A 20,702-nucleotide genomic window follows, 5' to 3' on the forward strand; every position below is an offset into this window, starting at 1 on the left:
CCGGCGAGCCGGTCCGCTGCCTAGCCTTGGCGCATGGACGCGCTCACCCACCCGCCCGCGCCGCGCAACGAAGCGGCCCGCGACTACGCCCCCGGTTCGCCGGAACGCGCGAGCCTGACCGCGAAACTCGCCGAGTTCACCGGGCAGCGGTTCGAGTTGACGGCCACCATCGACGGCGAGCAGCGGATGGGCGGCGGCGCGCCGATCGACGTCGTGCAGCCGCACGACCACGCGCGTGTGCTCGGCACGATGCGCAACTCGACGCACGAGGACGCGAAGGCCGCGGTCGCCGCGGCCGTGCGCGCCGCCCCGGCCTGGCGCGCGCTCCCCTTCGACGAGCGGGCGGCCGTCCTGCTCCGTGCCGCCGACCTGCTGTCCGGACCGTGGCGCGACACGCTGAACGCCGCGACGATGCTCGGTCAGTCGAAAACGGTTGTGCAGGCGGAAATCGACTCCGCCTGCGAGCTGGCCGACTTCTGGCGGTTCAACGTGCACTTCGCGCGGCAGATCCACGCCGGGCAGCCGCAGAGCAGCCCGGGTGTGTGGAACCGCACCGACTACCGGCCGCTGGAGGGGTTCGTCTACGCGATCACCCCGTTCAACTTCACCGCGATCGCCGGGAACCTGCCGACGGCGCCCGCGCTGATGGGCAACACGGTGATCTGGAAGCCTTCGCCGACCCAGAGCCTGGCCGCGCACCTGACGATGCGGCTGCTCGAAGAGGCCGGCCTGCCGCCGGGCGTGATCAACCTGCTGCCGGGTGACGGGCTGGCCGTGTCCGACGTCGTGCTCGCCGACCCCGCACTCGCCGGGATCCACTTCACCGGGTCCACGAAGACCTTCCAGCACCTGTGGTCGACGGTCGGGGCGAACCTCGCGAACTACCGCACGTACCCGAGGCTGGTGGGGGAGACCGGCGGCAAGGACTTCGTGGTGGCACACGCTTCCGCGGACGTCGACGTGCTGCGGACCGCGCTCGTGCGGGGCGCTTTCGAATACCAGGGCCAGAAGTGCTCGGCAGCGTCGCGGGCGTTCGTGCCGCGTTCGGTGTGGGCCCGGCTCAAGGATGATCTGGTGTCCGAAGTGGACTCTTTGCCGATGGGCGAGGTCACCGACTTCGGTAACTTCCTGGGCGCGGTGATCGACCGTCGCGCGTTCGCCCGGCTCGACGGTGTGCTGAAGAAGGCGCACGCGGCGCCCGATCTGGACGTCGTCGCCGGCGGGACGGCGGATGATTCGGCGGGCTTCTTCGTGCGCCCCACGGTGATCGTGGGCGAGGACCCGGCGAACGAGGTCTTCCGCACCGAGTTCTTCGGCCCGGTCCTCGCCGTGCACGTCTATGAGGACGGCGACTACGAGCGCGTGCTGCGGACCGTCGACGAGGGGGCGCCGTACGGGCTGACCGGTTCGGTGATCGCGACCGACCGTGCCGCCGTGCGGCAGGCGAGCGAGGCGCTGCGCTTCGCCGCCGGCAACTTCTACGTCAACGACAAGCCGACCGGCGCCGTCGTGGGGCAGCAGCCGTTCGGCGGTGCGCGGGCCTCGGGCACGAACGACAAGGCGGGTTCGGTCTACAACCTGCAGCGCTGGGTGAGCCCGCGGTCGATCAAGGAGAACCTGCTTCCGCCGAAGACCAGCGGGTATCCGCACCAGGGCTGAAAAGGAGGCAGGACATGCTCCGCTCCGCGTTGCTCGCCGCGTCCCGGTCGCCCAGGTGCCGGTCGGTCGTCGAGCGCACGTCGACGATGCGCCCGATCGTCGACCGGTTCGTCGCCGGATCCACTGTGGACGATGCCGTCCGGGTGGCGCACGAGCTTGCCGGCGACCGGCTGGTCTCGCTCGACCGGCTGGGCGAGGACACCCTGGACCGCGCGCAGGCGGAGCAGACCGCCGAGGCCTATCGCGCCCTGCTGGCACGACTGGATGCCGAAGGGCTCGGTGCCGCGGCCGAGGTGTCGGTCAAGCTGTCCGCGCTGGGGCAGGCGCTGCCCGTGGACGGGGAGAAGATCGCGCTGGAGAGCACACGGCGCATCTGCGAGGCGGCGGCCGCGGCCGGCACGACCGTCACGGTGGACATGGAAGATCACACGACCACCGACTCGACGCTGGAGATCGTGCGGGCGCTGCGGGCGGATTTCCCCGATACGGGCACCGTTCTGCAGGCCTATCTCAAGCGGACCGCGGCCGACTGCGCGGATTTCGCCGGTCCGGGTTCACGGATCCGGCTGTGCAAGGGCGCCTACGACGAGCCGGCGTCGGTCGCGTATCGCGGAAAGTCCGAAGTGGACGGTTCCTACGTCCGGTGCCTCGAAGTGCTGATGAACGGGCAGGGCTACCCGATGGTCGCGACGCACGACCCGCGGCTGACCGGGATCGCGGAGCGGCTCGCCGCGCGGGCGGGCCGGGCGCGGGACCGGTACGAGTTCCAGATGCTCTACGGCGTGCGGCCGCAGGCGCAGCGGGAGATCGCGGGGCGCGGGCTGCGGATGCGCGTCTATGTCCCGTACGGCGCCGAGTGGTACCCGTATTTCATGCGCCGCCTCGGCGAGCGCCCGGCAAACCTGGCCTTCTTCCTCCGCGCCCTGACCCACCGCCGCTAACCGCACCGGCCCCCCGCCGGGTCACGTTGGTGCGGAGGTTAGCTACGGCGGGGACTGAGACTAGCCGCGCAAAACAGACATTGTTCGCAAAGGGACCGGCAGAGGCCGCGGTTTCTCTTTGCCTGCCGCCGGAAGTCTAGACAGCGCCGCCCGAGAAGCGTATTCATGATAGGCAGCCACATACGGTATACAGCCTACAGTGTCCACATTCGCAGTGCCGGTCGGCGCGCGGGGCGCACTGCTGCTGCCGGGTGGACGGAAGGAACCAGTGGCCAGGGAAGCCGGCTTCAGCGTCGAAAGAGGCTCTCATGGAAAAAAGCCCCGCAGGCTATTCCGAAATAACGGATGAAAACGGACGAACCTACCGCGTGGGTGAATCGCCGCACGAACTTCTCGGCAGGTCCCGGGTCTGGATGATGTGGCTGCCGTGGGTGGCCATGTTCGCGGTGAGCTCCTTCGAATACGGCTGGGGGGCCGTCGAGAAGACACTGGAAAAGCAGTACGGCTGGACGCTGACCGAGGCGTTCTGGCTGGCCAGCGTCTGGGCCGTCTTTCAGGCCGGGGTGGCGTTCCCGGCCGGCCGGTTGCGAGAGAAAGGCGCCTTCTCCGCGCGCACCGCCATGCTGATCGGCGCGATCTTCTGCGGGATCGGGTATTTCACGCTCGCGCACGTGGGAAACCTGGTGATCGCATTCCTCGGGTACTCGGTGCTCGGCGGTATCGGCGCCGGATTGGTCTATGCCACAGCGATCAACATGGTCAGCAAATGGTACCCGGAGAAGCGCGGGGCGCGCGTGGGCTTCGTCAACGGTGCCTTCGCCTACGGCAGCGTGCCGCTGATCTACGTGTTCTCGTACGCGATGACCCCGCACAACTTCGGGCTGCTGCTCGACATCGTCGGTGCCTACATGCTGGTCGCGCTGCTCATCTGCGGCCTGATGTTCCGTGACCCGCCGAAGAACTGGTGGCCCGCGCACGTCGACCCGCTGCGCTGGTCGGCAGGCGGCCGCAGCGCCGCGGTGCGCAGCCTCGTGAAGAACCCGCCCGCGGTAAGGCAGTTCTCGCCGATGGAGGCGATGCGCAGCGGGATGCTGCCGCTGATGTGGTGCTGCATGGTCGTCATCGGTGCGGTGTCGCTGTTCGGGATCAACTTCGAGGTGCCGTTCGCGAAGGAGAGCGGGTTCGGCCCGTTCGTCGTCGCGTCCTCGGCGGGTGTGCTCTCGATCGTCAACGGCACCGGGCGCGCGCTCGTGGGCTGGGCGTCGGACCTGATCGGCCGGCGGCAGACACTCACGATCGTGCTGGTGATCGCCGCGATCGCGCAGTTCGGCGTGATGTACGCGGGGAACACGCGCAACCTCTGGTTGTTCATGATCGCCGCCTTCCTGACCGGGTTCGGCAGCGGCGCGTTCTACCCGCTGTTCGCCACCCTCGTGCCGGACTACTTCGGGGAGAACCACAACGCCACGAACTACGGCATCGTCTACAGCTCCAAGCTCGTCGGCGGCATCGGCGGAGGCGGCCTCGCCGCTGGCGTCGTCGTGGCCTGGGGCTACACCGGGGCGTATCTGCTCGCGGGTGGGTGTGCGCTGCTCGCCGCGCTGCTCAGCCTTTTCCTCCGTCAGCCGGGCAGGCGGAGCGGGCACACCGCATCGGTCGCCGAGGAGATCGGCGGCACGGCGGTCGCCGGCTAGCGGATCCGTCCCCGAACCGGGCGCTGCGCATCCCGTCAGGTGCGCAGCGCCCGGTTCAGCATGAACGTCGCCGAGACCAGCAGCACCACCGCAAACCCGGCGAGCACGGCCAGTTGCATCCCGATGCCGGCGATGCCTTCGCCGCGCGCGAGCAGCCTGGTCCAGGCGTCCACGGCCCACGCGTGCGGCGCGATGTGCCCGATCTCGCGCACCACGGGCGGCACGATCTCCAGCGGCCACATGCACCCCCCGAGCATGCCCAGCCCGATGCCGATCGCCGGACCGATCGCGGAAGCCTGCTCAGGGGTGCGGAACAGGCTGCCGCTGAGCATGCCCGCTCCGGCGCCGACCAGCGCCCAGACGGCGATCAGCACGGCCGCGGCGAGCGGATCTCCCCAGCGGACACCGAAGAACCCCGCGCCGATCCCGACGATGAACAGCGACTGGGCGAGCGCGAGCCCGAAGTAGCACGCGGTCTCACCGAGCACGATGTCCCGGGCACGCACCGGACTGGCCAGCGCGCGGGTGTAGATCCCGAGCTTGCGGGTCTGCGCCAGCGCGGCGCCGCCGGCGACGGCGTTGATGAACACGAACAGCACGAGCATCGTCGGTGCGCTGTAGGAGAATCCGGGCGGTAACGTCGTGTCGGCGGTGCCCACCGCCTCGGTGCGCACGCTGACCCGTGGCATCTCGGCCGCGAGGGAACGGGCGAGTGGTAACCGCGTGTCGGTGGTGCCGCCGGCTTCGGCCGCGGCGAACCGCGCGGCCTGCACGGTCGCGGCATGCTGGGCGACGACGGCCGACACGGCGGACCAGACTCCCTGCGCAGCGCTGGTTGATCCCGTGGTCAGCAACGGGATCTCGACATGTGCGCTGTCCATATCGGACGGTATGAGCACGGCGGCGTCGATCTCGGCGCGCCGCAGCGCGGCCCTGGCCGAATCCTCGTCCGGATAGGACCTGGTGTCCAATGTGGATGCCGAGCCGAGGTCGGTGCTCAGCTGTTCGGCGGCCGGTCCGGCGCCGGTTACGACGCCCACCCGGAAGTCCGGCTGCCCGCGCACGGCCGCGCCGATGATCAGGATCACCACCACCGGCAGGAGCACCATGAAGAACAGGGAGATCCGGTCGCGGGCGAGACGTCGCATCCAGGCGAGGGCGATGGCGGTCATCGGGTCACCGTCCGGTGTGCCAGTACGGCCGTGATCGCCGAGACGACGGCGCAGAAGGCGAGGATCGCCAGCACCGGCACCACCACGCTGGTCCAGCCCGCGCCGCCGGCCAGATCCGTGAACGCCCGCAGCGCCCAGCCGTTCGGCGTGCCGAGCGCGAGCGTCCGCAGGAACTGCGGGGCGGCGCCGAGGAAGATGAAGTTCCCGCCGAGCAGGACGAGCGAGAACGTGACGATCGCGGCGACGCCGTCGGCCTGCCGTTCGTTGCGCGACAAGGCGATTACGAGCGCGGTCAGGCAGACCAGGACGAGCGCCATCGCGAGGACCACCAGGATCACCGGTAGCGGCGGGCCCCAGTCGACCCCGAAGGCCAGGGCCGTCACGCCGACGACGGTGCCGAGACTGGCCGCCCCGTAGACGAAGGTCGCCAGCGCCTTCCCCATCAGGGCGGCGCCGGGCCGGACCGGTGCGGCCGCGATGCGGTCGAGCATCCCGTCCTGCCGTTCCAGGAAGTAGCTCCGCGCGACGAAACCGATCGAGAACAGCATGAAGAAGATGCCCATCGCGGGCGCGTAGTAGCCGATGCCGCCCACCGCACGCGTGCCGGCCGCGCGCTGGACGACCTCCTCCGGCAGGCGCAGTGCCGCGGCCCGATCGGCGAGCCCGGCCTCGGGCGCACCGGCCGCGAGCGCGGTCGCCACGGACAGCCGGTTCGCGTTCAGCTGTGCGACGAAGGATTCGGCGATGGACCGGCCGACCTGTGCCGCGAGCGGCGAGTCCACCGAGGACAGAACGGTGACGGGTGGGACCGCTCTGCCGTGTGCCGCGGCGGAGAAGCCCGGCGGTATCACGAAAGCGGCACCGACCTGGCCCGCTGCCACCTGATCGCGTGCCTCGATCTCACTGGCCACCGGACGGACCGTGAGCAGGTCCCGCAGTTCCGGCCCGGACACGAAACCGGTGAACGCGGTCGCGAGCGCGCCGTGGTCGGAGTCGACGAGAGCGACGTCGGCGTGGAACGTGTCGGTGCCACGGAAGGCGAAGCTCATGAGCGTCGCGACCGCCAGCGGTGCCAGCAGGCCGAGCACCCACGCGGACCGGTCGCGCAGTCGCTGCCGCAGGTCCTTTCCGGCGATGAGCAGGGCGGCAGTCACGGCTACTCCCGCAGCGCGGTGCCGGTCAGGTGGAGGAAGACCGCCTCCAGGTCGGGCTCGGTGACCTCCGCCGAGCGGACCCCGACGCCCGCGTGATCCGCGGCGTCGAGGACTCTCGGCAGCAGTTGCCGCCCCTCGTCCACGATCAGGTGCACCTCGCCGTCGGCGGTGTCGGCGCCCTCGACACCGGGCAGGGCACGGCATTTCGCGGTGAACGCGGCGAGATCTCCTTGCGCGGAAAGGGTTATCCGGTCACGCTGGCCCAGGCGCGCGACCAGTTCGCGGCGGGTGCCTTCGGCGACGAGCCTGCCGTGGTCGATGATCCCGACCCGGTCGCACAGCCGCTCCGCCTCCTCCATGTAGTGCGTGGTGTAGAGCACGGCCATCCCGGCGGCACCGAAGGACTGCACGCTTTCCAGGATCGCGTGCCGGCTCTGCGGATCGACGCCGACGGTCGGCTCGTCGAGCACGAGCAGCGTCGGCCGGTGCAGCAGCCCGGCGCCGATGTTGAGGCGCCTTTTCATCCCGCCGGAGAAGGACTCGACCTTGTCCTTGGCGCGGTCGCTGAGCCCGATGAGTTCGAGAATCTCGCCGGTGCGCTGTTCGAGCAGCCGCCCGCGCAGGTGATACAGGCGGCCGAAGAAGTACAGGTTCTCCCGCGCGGTGAGATCGGGGTAAAGCGCGACCTCCTGCGGCACATACCCGATGAGCGCCTTGCCCCGGACGGCCGAACGTGTCATCCGCCGGCCCGCGACGAAGATCTCCCCGGCATCCGGGGTCAGCAGCCCGCATACGAGCCGGATGGTCGTCGTCTTTCCGGCGCCGTTGGGCCCGAGCAGGCCGTAGGTTTCCCCGGCCCGCACGCCGAAGCTCACGTCCTCGACGGCGACCCGGTCGCCGAAGCGTTTGCCCAGCCCCCTCGCGGTCAGCACTTCCTGGCTCATGCCGACCACCCTCCGCAGGCGGCGCCACCCGCCGACAGGGGCGAAGGTCCCGCGTTTCGTGATCTACTCGAAGGGTGAAGGTGTGGGCGATGCTCATCCTGGTCCTGGTGCTGGCAGGTTGTTCGGGCGGGCCGGGCGCGGGGGAGACCGAGGATTTCGACGGTTCGTCGCTGGATCCGGCGCGCTGGGTCGCCTACGACGGCTTCAACCGGGCCTCGGCGGAGACGTGGCGGGCGTCGCAGTGCACAGTGTCCGGCGGTGTGCTGCGCCTGCGGGCGGATGCTTCCGGCATCTGCGGCGTCGCGTCCCGGATCCAGACGACGTACGCGAAGGCGGAGGTCCGTGCCCGGTTCTCGGCTCCCGCCGGGCAGGGGCTGGCACCGGTTTTCCTGTTCTGGCCACAAAACGACAATGATTGGCCGCAGGCGGGGGAAATCGACTGGCTGGAATGCTACGACACGAGCCGCCGCTCGTTCGGTTCGTGGATCCACTACGCCGGGCGCGGCGGCAACGACGAATCCGACTACGGGGGCGATTTCCGCGTCGACATGAGCCAATGGCACACCTACGGCGTCGAATGGACCTCGTCGCAGGTGCGGGTATCGGTCGACGGGCAGGTCTGGCACACCTACACACGGCACATCCCGAGCGGGCCGATGCACCTGGCCTTCCAGATCAACCGGATCGGGCCGGTCACCGGCGTGGCCGAGGTGGAGATCGACTGGGTGCACGTCGACGGTTGAGCGACACTGGAGGTATGGCGCACCGACGGAAGCCGCGGATCGCCCGGTGGCCGGTGTCCTCGTCGGTGATCAAGGCGGTCGGCTACGACCCCGGGCGCCGCATCCTCGACGTCGAGTTCGTGGGCGGGCGGGTGTATCGCTACACCGGCGTGGACGGCGCCGTGTACAAGGACTTCATGGCCGCCGAGAGCAAGGGCCGGTTCTTCAACCAGCACATCCAGTACGGCTACGAGTTCGAACAGTTGACCTGACGCTCCTCCAGCCACCGCGTGTGCACCGGGCCGTCGGCGAGTTCTCCCAGTAGCTCCGCGTGCAACCCGGCCGTGGACGCCACGCCCTCGATGCGCAGTTCCGCGAGCGCCTGCCGCGCCCGGGACAGCGCCTCCGCCCGGGTGGCGCCCCAGCAGATCAGCTTCGCGATCATCGAGTCATAGAACGGACTGATCTGATCGCCCGCCGCGAAACCCGTGTCCACCCGGACGCCGGGGCCGCCGGGCAGGTCGAACCGCGTCAGCTCGCCGGGCGCCGGGCGGAAGTCCAGCGCGGGGTCCTCGGCGTTGATCCGCAGCTCGACGGCGGCGCCGGTCAGCTCGGCCTCGGTGACCGAAAGCGGTGCGCCGCATGCGATCCGCAGCTGTTCGGCCACCAGGTCCAGCCCGGTCACGCATTCGCTGACCGGATGCTCGACCTGGATCCGCGTGTTCATCTCGATGAAGAAGAACTCGTCGCCGGCCACCAGGAATTCCACCGTGCCCGCGTTGCGGTAGCCGACGTGCCGGGAAAGCCGGACCGCCGCCTCGGTGATCGCCTCGCGCAGTCCGGGGGCGAGCCCCGGCGCGGGGGCTTCCTCGATGAGCTTCTGGCGGCGCCGCTGCACGGAACAGTCCCGTTCGAAGGCGTGCGTCACGTTCCCGTGGTCGTCCGCGAGCACCTGCACCTCGATATGGCGCGCCCGCTCGATGAGCCGCTCGAGGTACACCGTGCCGTCCCCGAACGTGGCGGCCGCCTCGGCACGCGCGGTCGCCACGACCTCGGCGAGTTCGGCGGCGGACGCCACCGGCCGGATACCACGACCGCCGCCGCCCGCGGAAGCCTTGACCAGCAACGGAAAGCCGACCTCACGGGCGGCGGCTTCGGCGGCGCCCGCGCCGCTGAGCGGGTCGCTGCCCGGGACGACCGGCACTCCGGCTTCCGCGGCCATCCGCCGTGCGGTCGCCTTGTCACCCATCTTCTCGATGACCTCGGCGGGCGGCCCGATGAAGGTCAGCCCGGCTTCGGCCACGCGCCGCGCGAACGCCGCGTTCTCCGCCAGGAACCCGTAGCCGGGATGGATCGCGTCCGCGCCCGAGTGCTTGGCCGCGTCGAGCACGGCGTCGGCGTTCAGGTACGACTTGGCGGCGGGCGAACCGCCGAGGTACACCGCGTCGTCGGCGAGTTCGACCCAGCGGGACTCCTTGTCCGCGTTGGAGTACGCCGCGACGGCTTCGAATCCGGCCTGGTGGCAGGCGCGGATGAGCCGCAGCGCGATCTCGCCCCGGTTCGCGACGAGCACTCGCCTCATCCGTCGACCTCGGCGATGTCCTGCCCCATCGAAACCTCGTCGCCGTCGTCGATGAGGAACCGCGTGATCCGGCCCGCGTCTTCCGCCTTGAGCTCGTTGAACGTCTTCATCACCTCGATGAGCGCGATGGTCTGCCCCGGGGTGAAGCTGCCGCCCTCCTCGACGTACGGGTCGGCGTCGGGCGAAGGACGGCGGTAGAACACGCCGGGCATGGTCGCCTTGATCGTTGCCACTTGTCTCCTCCTCGGTGTCTGTTGGCCTACGCGCTACCTTCGGATGGCGCGTGTGCGACGTGCCTTGGTCACCAGGCACACCCGATCATTTGCAGGCTCAGCGGATGCGGTCCAGCCGCGACCGGCGGTCGCGCCGCGCGGCCAGCGCCGCGTCGAGATCGACGGGGACGAACGACACCAGATCGCCGGTCTTGGCCTGCGCGAGCCGGTCCCGGTCGGCCGACACCACGGTGCCGATCGTGGCGTACCCGCCGCCGGTGACCGCGTCGTTGAGCAGCACGATCGGCTCGTCGCCGCCGGGCACCTGGATCGACCCGACGGGGTAGCCGAGATCGACGACGTTCGCCGGGTCGCTGCCCGCGCCGAACGGCTGCTCGCGCTCGACGAAGTCCAGCTTCCCGCCGCGCAGGCGGTAGCCGACCCGGTCCGCGTCCTTGGTGATCTTCCATTCCGTGCCGAGGAACGAGGCCAGCCCGCCCTCGGTGAGCCGGTACGAGCACAGCCCGACGACCGTCCTAAGTGGAGTGACGGCGGGGAATTCCGGCCGCAGCCCCTCGGGCACGCGTACCCCGGCCCGGGCACCATTCGGCTCGCCGAGCGGAAGCCGGTCGCCGTCGGCGAGCTTCCGGCCGTCGAGACCACCAAGCCCGGTGAGCGTGTACGTCGAACGCGAGCCGAGGTACTCGGGCACCGCGATCCCGCCGCTCACCGCGACATACGGCCGCGCACCCGCGGTGATCATCGCGAACGACAGGACGTCTCCGGCCTTGACGGGGAAGGACTCCCACATCGGCACCGGCTCGCCGTTGAGGCTCAGCGGCGCCTCCGCACCGGTTACGGCGACCACGCGCGAGTCGGTGAACTCCAGCTTCGGCCCGATGTAGGTGGCTTCTAGCGTCGCCGCGCCCTCGGGGTTGCCGACCAGGATGTTGGCCGCACGATGGGAAAACTGGTCCATCGCGCCGGACGGCGGCATGCCGATCTCGTAGAACCCGTCCCGCCCGGCGTCCTGCACGGTGGTGGACAGGCCAGGGGAGTGCACGATCAGTTCGCTCACCGGTACAGCACCTCCAGCAGCTCACTGTTGACCGAGTCGGGATCGGCGAGGAACTCCGCCGGGCTGAAGGCGAACTCGCGGATGCGGTAGCCGAACGTGCCGGCCTCGACCTCGGCCCGCACCTGGTCGAACTCGGCCTGGTCGATCGCGCGGTAGCGGAAGATGTCGCCCGCGCGCGGGAACACGCTGCGCTCGCGGAAGTCCGGCAGTGTCTGGGAAACGTCGAGCACGGGCGCCGGCGCGATCCCGAACAGCTGGTAGCCGCCCGCGCCGCGCACGGGGTAGACCACGCCGAACGCGCCGCCGTAGCCGAACGCGCGTTCCGGGGTGTCGGTGCGCGGGCGGACGTACTTGGGCACCTCGATCTGCCGTTCGCGCGGCACCATCTGGTAGCAGAACGGCAGGCCGGGCACGAACCCCAGCATGGTCACGAGGTACGGCGCGCCGGAGAGCGCGTCGATCAGCTGGGGGACGCCCGCGTAGCCGTTGATACGGGCCGCGTATTCGAGATCGGTCGCTTCGGGATCCTGATGACGGTCGCGGAAGCGCAGGAGCGTCTCGCGCGTCCACGGATCGTCGTAGAGCACCGGCACGTCCACGACGCGGGCCGGCAGCACCTGGTCGGCGGTCAGCTCGGTCGCCGACTCCTCCAGCGCGCGCAGCTGTTTCACCAGTTCGGCGGGATGCAGCAGGTCCGGGTCGAGGCGGATGAGGTAGGAGGCGTTGGACGGGCAGATGTCGAGCACGCCGGGCACGTCCCGCTCGCGCAGGGCGGTGGTGATGGTCATGGCCTTCAGGTTCGCCTCCAGGCTCATGGCCTGGTCGATCTCGACGAACACGAACTCGTCGCCGCCGTACTCGTAGCGCGCCGGCGGCAGCCGAAGGTCGGTCGTGGTCACGGCATCCTCCTCTCGGGTTCCGCCCACCTTCGCCGCCCGGCGCCCGCGGCGCTATTGGACATCCGGGACAGGTACTAGCGCGGGCATTGGCCAACCTGGCGAATTGCCGCCGCGAGGCGCGGCTTCCACGCTGGGGACATGAAGACGCTGATCGACCTCAACGCCGACGCCGGGGAGAGCTTCGGGAGGTGGCGCCTCGGCGACGACGAGCGGCTGCTCCCGCTGGTCAGCTCGGTCAACGTGGCCTGCGGCTGGCACGCCGGAGACCCGGCGACGATGCGGCGTTCGGTCGAGCTGGCGCGCGCGTCGGGCACCGCGCTGGGCGCGCATCCCGGCTTGGCGGACCTGGCGGGTTTCGGCCGGCGATCGATGGCGCTGTCCCCGGCGGACGCCGCCGACGCATGCCTGTACCAGTACGGTGCCCTGCGCGGGTTCGCCGACGCGCTGGGCGTGCCGGTCGTGCACGTCAAGCCACACGGCGCCTTCTACGGGCTGACGATGCGGGATCCGGCGATAACCGGTGCGATCGCCGAAGCATGCGCTTCGGTGTCGCCGGAGCTGATCGTCGTGCTGCTGGCGGGGGAACCGGCCACGCAAGCGGAAGCGGCCGGGGCGCGGGTGGCCCGGGAGGCGTTCGCCGATCTGGACTACGACGACGACGGGCACATCATCATCGAGCCGCGGCCGGCCGCGAAGGACCCCGCGGCGTGCGCCGGCCGTGTCATGTCTATTTTGGACGGATACGTGACCACCGTGAGCGGGAAGCGGGTCGAGGTGGACGCGGACACCGTTTGCCTGCACGGGGACCGCCCGAACGCGGTCGACATCGCGGCCGCGATCCGGGAACGGCTGGACGACGCGGGCGTGCGCGTGGCGCCTATCGCGGAGGTGCTCGCGGTGCGAAGCTGAGCTGGACGTTGACAACGCTGGTGTTCGAGGCACTAAAGTCGGCGTGATGACGGGGTCTGGGGGCGTTCGGCAGCCGAGGATGCCTTTGTCGGCCGAGGTTCTTCGCGAGGCCGCCAATCGTCCGTATGCGCCGCCGCGGCTGTTGCGCGCCGCCGACGCGGTGCTGGAAGGGAAGTTCACCTGGGAGGACGTGGCCAAAGGGCAGTGCGATCATCCGTTCGCCCGGTCCTTGTTCACGCCGAAGGCGGAGCGGACGCTGTGGCCGTTTCTCCAGCAGGTCGCCGACGAGCCCCGGCAGCAGCCCGAACGGCATCCCGTCCGGGCCGGCGGCCCGGACGAGGAAGAGGAGGACTTCAGCCTCCGCACGTACGGGGAAGACGTGTCCGTTCCGCCCGAATCGGGCGGCGGCAACTAAAGGGTGGACCGCCATGAATGAACCGGGGCCCGGCTACCAGGTGAATCCGGACGCCGTGCACAGGATCGCGAACGATCTCACCGATGCCGCGGCCCAGATGCACCGGATCACCAACGAGATGCACACCGCGATGTTCCCGAGCACGACAAGGCTTGACAGCCCGACGACGGTGTTCGGCAACCAGACGCCGGGCGGGCCCTACCTCGGGCAGAGACTCAACGACCTGGTCTGGGCGCTGGCGAACTACGGCTATTCGCTCGGTACCACGATGAGCGACGCGGCCGGGCAGCTGCACAAGGCGGGCGACATCTACGCGCGAACGGACAACGAGGTGGCCCAGAAAGGCATTCCTCACTAAAGAGGTCATCATGACGGATTTCCCCGAACCTCCTCACCTGGCGAAGGACCTGGATTCCACCTTCTTCGGACGGTGCTACGACGTGCTGGCGAAGAAGGTCGACGACGAGACGCCGATGCCGTACAAGCCCAACCCCGGTAAGGAGAGCTGGTCCCAACCCATCCCTCAACCGGAAGTGCGGCAGCAGGAGGTCGCCGCGGCGATGGTGGATCTGTCCCATTGGCGAAGCTACGCGCTCGATGGCGATGTGAGCACGATTCCGGCCCAGCCGGACGGTCCATGGTCCGTGCTGCAGGACAAGGCAGCGGACCTGGGGGATGCCAAGGACCTCATGGACGGTGCCGTTCGCGACATGCCGCGGCAATGGGACGGCCGGGGAAGCGATCACGCTCAGGGCTACCTGACGGCGACGAGAGACCTCGTCGACACGTACTGCCGCGGCGGGCAGCCCGCGAGCTGCGGCAACGTCTACCAGGTGGCCTATCTGGTGCAGGCGGCCTACGCGGCGGCGGTCGCGTTCAAGCACGATCTGTACAACCTGGCCAGGCAGGCGTCGGACGAACTCGACAAGCTGGAGCAGGGTGGATCACTCGATCCCACCTCCATCGGGCTGGTCATCGTCGCGGTGGCCTCGGCGGCAGGCTCGATCGCCGGGCCGGCGGGCGCCCTCGTCGCGGCCGAGAGCGCGAGCTTGGCGACCTCCGCGGCCTTCGCGGGTGGCGTGCTCTCGGCGCTCGGAACGCTGACGAGCGCCGCGATCAACAAACCGGCCTCGAACTCGCATCCCGTCGGTGGCAGGGATCCTCGAGAGATCATGCGATCCCTGGCGGCCGCGACCGACCAGGCGGCCAGCAAGTATTCGGAGGCGGCCAGCCGGCTGGGCCAGCACATGTCGCGCGTCTGGGACGATCTCGAAACGCAGGTCCATCACCGGATGAAGCGTCCGCGCTAGATCCGCTCCAGCTGCGCCGGTTCGAGCACGAACTCGGTGTGCGCCGCCAGCGAATCGGCCTCCTCGGGGCTCACTTCCCGGAACCGCACCGTGTCCTGCCCCGGCCGTAGCTGCCCGACCTTCCACAACGCGGCGTGCACGACGGTCGCGATCACGGTGAACCCGCCCGAACTCGGACCGTCCGGGCCGAGGATCGTGGGCACGTCGCCGTTGACGATGACGCCGCCGAGCGGGTAGCTCGCGTCCAGCACGTTGGACGGATGGTCCCCGGCCAGGCCGCCGTCCTCGCGTGCCCAGCCGAAATCGTGCGGGTTCAGCAGTACGCCGAGCCGGTCCGAGTTGAGGTTGACCCGCCAGCGGGCCGACGTGAACTCCCGCCAGTCCGCCGCGGTGAGGAACTCCGGATCCGCCTGCGGCCCGCGCACGACTTCGATCTCCCAATCGTGGTGGTACACCGGGCGCAACGACTGCGGCACCCGCAGCCTGCGCTCCCGCGCCGGGCCGACCGGCAGCAGATCGCCGCGGATGAGTGCCCGGCCGTCGAGACCGCCGATGCCGCCCATCGTGTGCAGGGACCGCGAGCCGAGCACCGGCGGCACGTCGATCCCGCCGGAAACCGCCAGATAGAGCCGGAAACCGGGACCGGCGGCCGTCGAGGCCAGCACGTCTCCCGGTGAAACCTCGACCGCCTCCCACCGCGGCACCGCGGCGCCGTTCACCGCGGGGCTTCCGGCGCCGCAGAACGCCACCACCCCCGCGAACCGGGCCCGCGCCGCGAACCGGCCCATCGCGATCTCCAGCCCCGCCGCCCCGGGTTCGTTCCCCACCAGCACATTCGCCAGCCGGAACGCGAGATGGTCGACCGGGCCCGCCGGGAACAGCCCGCGCCACTGCAGTCCGGCGCGCCCTGGGTAGTCCTGGATCGTCGTCTGCGGTCCTGGCTCGATGATCTCCAGCATCACAGGTAGCCCGCCACGGCGAAGGGTTCCTCGACGACGTCGTAGCGGTACCGGTTTTCCAGCACCTGCCGGCGGATCTCGGTCAGCTCGTGCTCGCTGACCCGGAAGAACCGCAACCGGTCACCGGCCCGGACGAGGAACGGCGACTCGGCGAACACGTCATTGCGCGCCAGGGCATCGAAGATCGGGACGGTGCGGCCGACAAGCTGGTAGCTGCCCAGAGAGTCCACCGGGAACACGGCGAGGCACGGCCCGCCCATACCCACCGCGCCTTCGGGCGTCCAGGCGCGCGTCGGGTTGTACTTCGGCACCGACAGTTCCGTCGGCGCCCGCAGCGAGAACGTGAACGGCAGCCCGGGGGCGAACCCGGTGAACGCGGTCCACCACTCGGTGCCGAGAAGCTTGGCGTACAGGGATTCCCGGTCCGGCAGCCCGTTCTGCGCGACGATGTAGTCGATGTTGCTGCCGCCTTCGGTGTACGGCGCCGCGCGGATCGTCGCCGCGTACAGCTTCACCGCGCGCCGGGTCGCGGAGTCGTCGAACGCGATCGGCAGCGAGATCCGCCGGCTCGGCAGCACGAGCGACGAGACCTCCGGCTGCCTCTCGTGCACCGCGGCGAGGTGGTCCAGCAGGGCGGCGCGGCTCGTGCGCGCCGGGTCGAAGTGCACGAGGATGGAGCGGAAACCCGGTGCCGCCTCGACGAATCCGGGCGGCGGGTCGGCGGTCAGCCCGGTGAACGCCCGCACGACGAAGAAGTTCAGGCGCAGGTCCAGTTCGGCCTCGCCGTATTCGACGAGGACGTACCGGTCACCGGCGGGGCGGTAGGAGACCTTCAACGCTCGGCCTCCCGCAACCGCAGGGCGAGCCACAGTTCGGCGCGCGCGGTCGGATCGTCGAGGTCGCTGCCGAGCAGTTCGACGATCCGCCCGAGCCGGTAGCGCAGGGTGTGCCGGTGGATGCCGAGTGCGGCGGCCGAAGCGTCGACGTGCCCGTTGTGCGCCAGGAACACCCGCAGGGTCGAGATGAGGTCCAGTTTGGAGCGGGTGGCGTGGCGTTCGAGCGGTTCGAGCAGCGCGTCCGCCCAGCCGAGCGCACCCGGGCCGGTCAGCTGGGCCAGCAGCCCCGCCGTCGCGACATCCTTCGCCAGCATCAGCCGCTCTCCCTTGGGCGTGCCGAAGAAGACCGAACGCGCGCGCCGGAGCGCGTCGGGCAGGTCGGCGAACCCGACGCCTTCGGTCACTACGCCCCGCGATCCCGGTACACGATGGAGCACCTCCTCCAGCGCCTGGAGATCGCCTTCGGCGACCGGCAGCACGACGACCACCGTGTGCTGCTCATGCGGTACGACGAGCCCGTTGACCTGGGCGAGCGCCTGGTGTTCCTCGGCCGCGCGAAGCACCCCGGCGCTGTCGGTGCCCGCGCCGAGCACGGCGACCCGGATCGGCGGGGCCGGCAACGGGACTTCGAGGGTGTCCGCGATCGACCGGGCCAGCGACGGGTGCTCGCCGGTCGCGATCCGCAGGACGGCGCGGCGGGCGGCGCGGTGCGCGCCCGCGAGTTCGCGCTGCGCGGCGAGGTCGAGCGAAAGCACCCCGGCCGCGCTGGTGAGCAGGGCATGTTCGGCGGCGCTGAGCGGTTCGTCCCGCCCGGCGGCGAGGAATCCGCCGCCGGGCGAGATCGGGAGCAGGGCGACCTTGTCCAGCGAAGCGGCTCCCACAGGCGAACCCAGGCGGGCGAGATCCAGGCTCAGCAGTTCGGCATGCCGCCGCGCTCCGGCGGGCGAGGCATGCCGGGCGGAGCCGCGCTCGTCGAGGATGAGGCACCAGCAGTTCAGGGCCTTCGCGAGCGCGTCGAGCACCGCGCGTGGCCCGTGGAGCGCCGCGCCGAGGAGCGAGCGCATCGCGTCCGTGCGCTCGGCGGTGCCGGAGATGGCTGCCGCGACGAGCTCGCTGATCGCGATGAAGGGCGTGGCCTGCGGCACCTCCAGCACCGGCAGATCGTGCTTGCGCGCGGCGGCGAGCAGTTCCCCGGGCACCTCGTCGTGCCCGAACCCGAGTCCGAAGCCCAGACCCGCGAGCCCGAGCTTCGCCAGCCGCCGTACGTAGGAGGTCCATCCGCCGGCGAGCCCGACGGTCAGCAGCAGCTCACCACCGGACAGGAACGGGGCCGGATCGGCGAGCTCGCTCACGTGCACCCAGCGGATCGGCCGGTCGAGGTCGGTGTCCACGAGCGACCGCAGGCCCAGCTCCCGCCGGCCGAGCAGCCAAGCCGTGGTCGGCCTCATCACTCGCCTCCTCGGTCACGGGTGATCAACGATAACCGGGCGGGCGGCCCGAAGGTGGCGCAGAATCCTCAATTATGACCGGCTGGAGACCGGAGTCGGGCGGCCCGCTGGACGGGATGCGGGTCGCGGTGTACGGCGCTGGCGCGGCGGTGCGGCAGGCCGCGCGGCTGCTCGCTTCGCTCGGCGCGGCCGCCGATTTCGGTGAGGACGACACGTGGCATGAGGCCGACGGAGTCATCGATGCCGCCGGCATGCTGCCCTCGACCGCCGACGTGCCCGCGGTCCGCACAGTGGACACCACGGCACTGGAGGACTGGGCCTCCTCAGGTGCGATGATGCTCACCGGCCGGTGCGAAGGGCCGCCGCTGCGCTGCCCCGGGCAGCCCGCGAGCGCCGCCTGGGGCGCGTTGCTCGCGACGGAACTGCTGGCACGGATCGGTGGCCGGGACGCGGTACTGCCCGGGCCGCGGGTGCTCGGCGAACGCGCGGCGACCTCCGGTTTCCACCGCAGGGCCCCGTGGTCCGCGAACGGCCGCTTCCGGGCCGGCTCAGTGCGGCGGACCGCGGACGAACCCGGCTGGCCGTTCGTCCTCAACGGAGTGACCCACCGCGCCGTCGCGAGCGACCGGCCGGTCCGTACCGCGCGGAAACGCTGGCGGCTACCGGAAATCCTGGTCGCGGATCTGTCCTCCGGCTGGGCCGGGCCGCTGTGCGGGCACCTGCTGACCCTGCTCGGGGCGCGTGTGGTCAAGATCGAGGATCCGGCCAGACCGGACCCCGCGCGCTCGGGCCCGCGCGAGTTCTTCGATCTGCTCCACAGTGGCCAGGAGTCGGTCGCGCTCGCTCCCGCCGACGCCACGCGGCTGATCGGGCTGGCCGACGTGGTGATCGACGAGGGCCTGGTCGAACGGGTCGAGGCGAAGGACCAATGCTGGGTGCGCATCAGGGGCGGCCCGGGTGACGCGGAGGCGTTCGCCGCAGGCCTGGTCGCCTATGACGCGGACGCGGGCGTGCCTGCGCCGTGTGGCGACGCCATCGCCGAGCCGCTGGCCGGGGTCAACGCCGCGCTGGCCGCGCTCGCCTGCTGCCTGTCCGGTGGTCATTGGCGCGCAGACCTGACGTTGCGCGCCCAGGCGGCCGCCGCCCTCACCGGTTCCCTCGGCCAGGGCCCCACGCCGGAACCGGCGCCTCCCGTGGCGCGCGAACCGGCCGGGCGGGCGCCCGCGCTGGGCGCGGACACCGAACGCGTGCTCAGCCGGCTGTCCTGACCAGTTCGACCCGCCGTGGCATCAGCAACAGCGCGGCGGCGCCGACGACACCCAGCACGATCAGCCCCAGGAACACGTGATGGGTCGCCACCTGCAGCGACGAGCGGACGTACTCCGCGACGTCCGGGCGCTCGGACGGCCCGCCGAGCACCAGGCTCGTCGCGTCGGCGTCCCGTGGCAGCCCACCCGAAACCGACGCGGGCGGATGGGCGAACCGCGCCGCGAGGGTCGCGTTGGCGACCGCGCCGAACACCGCCGCGCCGACCGCACTGCCCAGTGACCGGCTGAACATGTTCGTCCCGGTCACGACCCCGCGCTGGGCCCAGCCGACCACCGACTGCGAGGCCACGAGCGTCGGGCTCGCGGACAGGCCCAGCCCGATCCCGAGCACGAAGGCCACCCCGGCGGCCGTCCACACCGACGTGTGCTCGCGCAGCAGCGTGGCCGCCAGCACCGAGCCCGCGATCACGAACAGGGCGCCCAGCAGCGCCGTGTCCCGGAACCCGATCCGCAGGTAGAGGCGGCCGGACAGGCCCGCGGCGAGCGGCCAGCCGACCGTCAGCGCCGCCACCGCGAACCCGGCCACCACCGGTCCGGTGCCCAGCACCCCTTGCGCGTAGGTGGGCAGGAAGGAACTGAGCCCGATCAGCACCGCGCCGGCGACCAGCGCGATGACGCTGCCGCTCACGAGGACCCGGTGCCTGAGCACCCACAGCGGCAGCACCGGTTCCGCGGCGCGGCGTTCGATCGGCACGAACGCGACGAGCAGCGCCACCCCGAGCGCGAAGATCACCAGCGTCGGTGCCGACAGCCACGGCCAGGCCACGCCGCCCTCCAGCAGCCCAAGGATGATCAGGGTGAACCCGCCGGTCAGCGTCGCGGCGCCGGCGAAGTCGATGCGGTGCGAGCGGCGCTCGACGGACTCGGCGAAATGCCGCACGAGCATCCAGATCGCGACCGCGCCCAGCGGCAGGTTGACGAAGAAGATCAGCCGCCACGACAGGTACTCGGCGAACAGCCCGCCCAGCGTCGGCCCCAGCACCGAGGCGATGCCCCAGACACTCGCCACGTAACCCTGGACGCGGGCGCGTTCCTCGACCGTGTACAGATCGCCGACGACGGTCATGCTGATCGGCTGCACCGCGCCCGCGCCGATGCCCTGCACGGCCCGCGCGATGATCAGCGCCGGCATGCTCCACGCCGCCCCGCACAGCACCGAGCCGAGCAGGAACACGCCGATCCCGAAGAACAGCACCGGTTTCCGGCCGAGCGAGTCGGCGAACTTGCCGTAGAGCGGCACGGTCACCGCCTGCGCCAGCAGATACACCGAGAACAGCCAGGGAAACTGCGAGAACCCACCGAGATCGCGCACGACGGAGGGCACCGCGGTGGCGATGATCGTCGAGTCGAGCGCGACCAGACCGGTGCTGACCATCACCGCCACCAGAACCGGTCCCCGCTCCGACCGCAGCCCGACACCGCTCAGCGCCATCCCACACC

The 20,702-nt window shown here is 70.8% G+C and carries 21 protein-coding genes; 10 read left to right on the forward strand and 11 right to left on the reverse strand.

The window, feature by feature from the left end:
• The first annotated feature begins 33 nt into the window (after positions 1–33).
• The 3 genes from pruA (at position 34) to FG385_RS02985 (ending at position 4,294) form a co-directional block, all read left to right on the forward strand.
• Positions 34–1,659 (forward strand): L-glutamate gamma-semialdehyde dehydrogenase, encoded by a 1,626-nt coding sequence (gene pruA / locus FG385_RS02975; protein ID WP_139095029.1) that lies wholly within the window; start codon positions 34–36, stop codon positions 1,657–1,659.
• A 14-nt stretch (positions 1,660–1,673) separates the two neighbouring features.
• Entirely contained in the window at positions 1,674–2,600 is a 927-nt protein-coding gene (locus FG385_RS02980) for a proline dehydrogenase family protein (protein WP_139095030.1), read from the forward strand.
• A gap of 368 nt (positions 2,601–2,968) precedes the next feature.
• Positions 2,969–4,294 (forward strand): OFA family MFS transporter, encoded by a 1,326-nt coding sequence (locus tag FG385_RS02985; protein ID WP_235022346.1) that lies wholly within the window; start codon positions 2,969–2,971, stop codon positions 4,292–4,294.
• A 35-nt stretch (positions 4,295–4,329) separates the two neighbouring features.
• Here FG385_RS02985 and FG385_RS02990 read toward each other — a convergent pair whose 3' ends face one another.
• From FG385_RS02990 to FG385_RS03000, 3 genes are read right to left on the reverse strand one after another with little or no spacing between them, the layout of a single operon-like run.
• Entirely contained in the window at positions 4,330–5,466 is a 1,137-nt protein-coding gene (locus FG385_RS02990; RefSeq protein ID WP_139095032.1) for an ABC transporter permease, read from the reverse strand.
• The gene (locus FG385_RS02995) at positions 5,463–6,620 is read right to left on the reverse strand and encodes an ABC transporter permease (RefSeq protein WP_139095033.1); all 1,158 of its coding nucleotides are present in this window, start codon (positions 6,618–6,620) and stop codon (positions 5,463–5,465) included. The genes FG385_RS02990 and FG385_RS02995 overlap by 4 nt, the downstream gene beginning before the upstream one ends.
• A 2-nt stretch (positions 6,621–6,622) precedes the next feature.
• A complete protein-coding gene (locus tag FG385_RS03000) occupies positions 6,623–7,564 on the reverse strand; it encodes an ABC transporter ATP-binding protein (RefSeq protein WP_139095034.1) in 942 nt (313 codons plus the stop codon).
• An 89-nt stretch (positions 7,565–7,653) separates the two neighbouring features.
• On the opposite strand from FG385_RS03000, the gene FG385_RS03005 reads away from it, so the two are divergent.
• Both FG385_RS03005 and FG385_RS03010 read left to right on the forward strand, forming a co-directional pair.
• On the forward strand, positions 7,654–8,307 hold the full coding sequence (locus FG385_RS03005; protein WP_139095035.1) for a glycoside hydrolase family 16 protein: 654 nt from the start codon (positions 7,654–7,656) through the stop codon (positions 8,305–8,307).
• 14 nt (positions 8,308–8,321) lie between these two features.
• A complete protein-coding gene (locus FG385_RS03010; protein WP_235022347.1) occupies positions 8,322–8,558 on the forward strand; it encodes a KTSC domain-containing protein in 237 nt (78 codons plus the stop codon).
• On the opposite strand, the gene FG385_RS03015 is transcribed toward FG385_RS03010, so the two are convergent.
• From FG385_RS03015 to FG385_RS03030, 4 genes are all read right to left on the reverse strand, one after another.
• Positions 8,534–9,868 carry an acetyl-CoA carboxylase biotin carboxylase subunit gene (locus tag FG385_RS03015; protein ID WP_139095036.1) on the reverse strand — a complete coding sequence of 445 codons (1,335 nt, stop codon included), beginning with the start codon at positions 9,866–9,868 and terminating at the stop codon, positions 8,534–8,536. The two genes, FG385_RS03010 and FG385_RS03015, sit on opposite strands and share 25 nt — an antisense overlap.
• Positions 9,865–10,101: an acetyl-CoA carboxylase gene (locus FG385_RS03020; RefSeq protein WP_139095037.1), complete on the reverse strand. Its 237-nt coding sequence runs from the start codon at positions 10,099–10,101 to the stop codon at positions 9,865–9,867. Before FG385_RS03020 ends, FG385_RS03015 begins: the two co-directional genes overlap by 4 nt.
• A 97-nt stretch (positions 10,102–10,198) precedes the next feature.
• Positions 10,199–11,158: a 5-oxoprolinase subunit C family protein gene (locus FG385_RS03025; protein WP_139095038.1), complete on the reverse strand. Its 960-nt coding sequence runs from the start codon at positions 11,156–11,158 to the stop codon at positions 10,199–10,201.
• Entirely contained in the window at positions 11,155–12,057 is a 903-nt protein-coding gene (locus FG385_RS03030) for a 5-oxoprolinase subunit B family protein (protein ID WP_139095039.1), read from the reverse strand. Before FG385_RS03030 ends, FG385_RS03025 begins: the two co-directional genes overlap by 4 nt.
• A 138-nt stretch (positions 12,058–12,195) precedes the next feature.
• Between FG385_RS03030 and FG385_RS03035 the strand changes: the two genes are divergently transcribed.
• From FG385_RS03035 to FG385_RS03050, 4 genes are read left to right on the forward strand one after another with little or no spacing between them, the layout of a single operon-like run.
• Positions 12,196–12,966, forward strand: coding sequence for a LamB/YcsF family protein (locus tag FG385_RS03035; RefSeq protein WP_139095040.1), 771 nt, complete (start codon positions 12,196–12,198; stop codon positions 12,964–12,966).
• A gap of 46 nt (positions 12,967–13,012) precedes the next feature.
• Positions 13,013–13,381, forward strand: coding sequence for a hypothetical protein (locus FG385_RS03040; RefSeq protein ID WP_235022348.1), 369 nt, complete (start codon positions 13,013–13,015; stop codon positions 13,379–13,381).
• A gap of 13 nt (positions 13,382–13,394) precedes the next feature.
• Positions 13,395–13,739: a hypothetical protein gene (locus FG385_RS03045; protein ID WP_139095041.1), complete on the forward strand. Its 345-nt coding sequence runs from the start codon at positions 13,395–13,397 to the stop codon at positions 13,737–13,739.
• A gap of 10 nt (positions 13,740–13,749) precedes the next feature.
• Positions 13,750–14,691 carry a hypothetical protein gene (locus tag FG385_RS03050; RefSeq protein WP_139095042.1) on the forward strand — a complete coding sequence of 314 codons (942 nt, stop codon included), beginning with the start codon at positions 13,750–13,752 and terminating at the stop codon, positions 14,689–14,691.
• Here the strand turns inward: FG385_RS03050 and FG385_RS03055 are convergent.
• The 3 genes from FG385_RS03055 to FG385_RS03065 are packed head-to-tail and all read right to left on the reverse strand — an operon-like array spanning position 14,688 to position 17,934.
• Complete coding sequence (locus FG385_RS03055; RefSeq protein ID WP_139095043.1) at positions 14,688–15,650, reverse strand: 5-oxoprolinase subunit C family protein; 963 nt, start codon at positions 15,648–15,650, stop codon at positions 14,688–14,690. The genes FG385_RS03050 and FG385_RS03055 overlap by 4 nt on opposite strands.
• Positions 15,650–16,486: a 5-oxoprolinase subunit B family protein gene (locus tag FG385_RS03060; protein ID WP_160148709.1), complete on the reverse strand. Its 837-nt coding sequence runs from the start codon at positions 16,484–16,486 to the stop codon at positions 15,650–15,652. The genes FG385_RS03055 and FG385_RS03060 overlap by 1 nt, the downstream gene beginning before the upstream one ends.
• The gene (locus tag FG385_RS03065; RefSeq protein ID WP_139095045.1) at positions 16,483–17,934 is read right to left on the reverse strand and encodes a PucR family transcriptional regulator; all 1,452 of its coding nucleotides are present in this window, start codon (positions 17,932–17,934) and stop codon (positions 16,483–16,485) included. Before FG385_RS03065 ends, FG385_RS03060 begins: the two co-directional genes overlap by 4 nt.
• Before the next feature lie 74 nt (positions 17,935–18,008).
• On the opposite strand from FG385_RS03065, the gene FG385_RS03070 reads away from it, so the two are divergent.
• Positions 18,009–19,202 (forward strand): CoA transferase, encoded by a 1,194-nt coding sequence (locus tag FG385_RS03070; RefSeq protein ID WP_235022349.1) that lies wholly within the window; start codon positions 18,009–18,011, stop codon positions 19,200–19,202.
• Here FG385_RS03070 and FG385_RS03075 read toward each other — a convergent pair.
• Entirely contained in the window at positions 19,186–20,694 is a 1,509-nt protein-coding gene (locus FG385_RS03075) for an MDR family MFS transporter (protein WP_139095046.1), read from the reverse strand. The genes FG385_RS03070 and FG385_RS03075 overlap by 17 nt on opposite strands.
• Positions 20,695–20,702: the final 8 nt, after the last annotated feature.

The sequence above is a fragment of the Amycolatopsis alkalitolerans genome, assembly GCF_006152065.1.
In the GTDB taxonomy this organism is placed as follows: domain Bacteria; phylum Actinomycetota; class Actinomycetes; order Mycobacteriales; family Pseudonocardiaceae; genus Amycolatopsis_E; species Amycolatopsis_E alkalitolerans.